The organism is Leptospira kemamanensis, from assembly GCF_004769665.1.
In the GTDB taxonomy this organism is placed as follows: Bacteria; Spirochaetota; Leptospiria; order Leptospirales; family Leptospiraceae; genus Leptospira_A; species Leptospira_A kemamanensis.
Genome location: NZ_RQGG01000045.1, coordinates 1 through 1,420, shown reverse-complemented (window position 1 = coordinate 1,420; position 1,420 = coordinate 1). Strand labels below are relative to the sequence as shown.

Genomic DNA, 1,420 nt, shown 5'->3' with positions numbered 1-1,420 from the left:
TGTCCTAGTTCAGCGAAAAAGGTAATTTTGTAATCAAAAAATAAGCTAAGCCACAAGATCCAATTTAATACTTTCCGAGTATTGTTTTCGCTTCAATTTTCCTTCAATCAGTTTTTCTTTTCTTTCTCTTAAAATTGAATCTTTGCGACCGTAAAACACATCCATAGGCGCAACATATCCAATTGCAGAATGCAATCGTACGTTGTTATAATGTTCAATCCAATGTCCAACTTCGTATCTCACTTGTTCCAAGGAATACTTTGGAATTTCCCGAATCAGTTCTGATTTAATTGTTCCATGAAATCTTTCAATTTTTCCGTTTGACTGAGGATGATTCACGGAAGTACGAACATTGGTGATGGAATATTCTTTCAAAGTCTGTTTGAATTCTTTTGTTGAAAACTGAGAGCCATTATCTGTAATCAAACGAATTCCTCTTTCTCTGTCCCCACCTAACCATTTTTCGCATGCATCCCATAATACTAATTGAACATCTAACGACTCCATCTTTGTTGCAATCGACCATGACAATACTGCACGAGAAAAACCATCTAATACACATATCAGGTAAACAAAGCTTCCCTTAAAATTGATATAAGAGATGTCTGTATGCCAATGTTCGTGAATTGATTTTGGTTGATCAAAACCAGTTTTCTTAGAATCAGATGTGGGTTTTCTCCATTTATTGTTCAATCCACATTCAACCAAAATGCGATATACGCTGGAAGGAGACATATATGCTATGTCTCGATCGATCATCATCCAAGTTAAAAGAACGTATCCGAAGAATGGATTTTCTCTTTTGAAATCCTCTACGGCTTTTCTTTCCTCGGGCGTGATCCAATGGGATTTTGGAATGCATTTATTTCCCGATCTTATACTTGCTTTTCGCCAAACGGATATTTTCCTCGAACTCAATCCGATTTTTTCAGACAGATATTTGATGGGGAGTCCCGATGCCTTCTTCAAGGTATCCAAGGTATTCATGATTTCTTGTTTCATTTCAGAGGACACATGTTCCCCTGTCAGAGCTCCCCAAGATCTTTTTTTAGGTTAAGAATCTCCCCACTCAGTTCTGCGATGATTCGATTCTTCTTTTCTAGTTCTTTTTCATACTTTGCTATTAGCTTCTGATGATCCTTTGTTTCCTTTTTACTGGATCCAGCTAAAGCTTCTCTGCCTGCTTCTAATACGACTTTCAACCAATTTTGCATCATGGTTGGATGTATACGATGTTCATCACATGTGTCCACCAACTTTGATTTCAAAAGGTGTTTTCGGATGAAGCCTATCTTATCGTCAGCCGTAAATGTTCGTCTCTGTCTTGGGTTTGGTTTTTCCATCTCTAATCTCCATTTTCGGTAATTGGGATTAGCTTAATTTAGGACTTTAAAATTACCGTTTCATCTGAACTGGAGCA

Annotated in this window: 2 protein-coding genes; both read right to left on the bottom strand. The window is 37.3% G+C overall.

What is annotated here, in order from left to right; all coding sequences use genetic code 11:
• Window positions 1-45: 45 nt before the first annotated feature.
• Complete coding sequence (locus EHQ59_RS15770; protein ID WP_135620693.1) at window positions 46-987, bottom strand: IS3 family transposase; 942 nt, start codon at window positions 985-987, stop codon at window positions 46-48.
• 38 nt (window positions 988-1,025) lie between these two features.
• Window positions 1,026-1,214, bottom strand: coding sequence for a hypothetical protein (locus tag EHQ59_RS17915; protein ID WP_244245577.1), 189 nt, complete (start codon window positions 1,212-1,214; stop codon window positions 1,026-1,028).
• Between the last annotated feature and the right edge of the window lie 206 nt (window positions 1,215-1,420).

What these genes read in the sequence shown, in the direction of transcription:
- EHQ59_RS15770 (WP_135620693.1), bottom strand. Translation starts at nt 987, where the DNA reads ATGAATACCTTGGATACCTTGAAGAAGGCATCGGGACTCCCCATCAAA.
- EHQ59_RS17915 (WP_244245577.1), bottom strand. Translation starts at nt 1,214, where the DNA reads ATGCAAAATTGGTTGAAAGTCGTATTAGAAGCAGGCAGAGAAGCTTTA.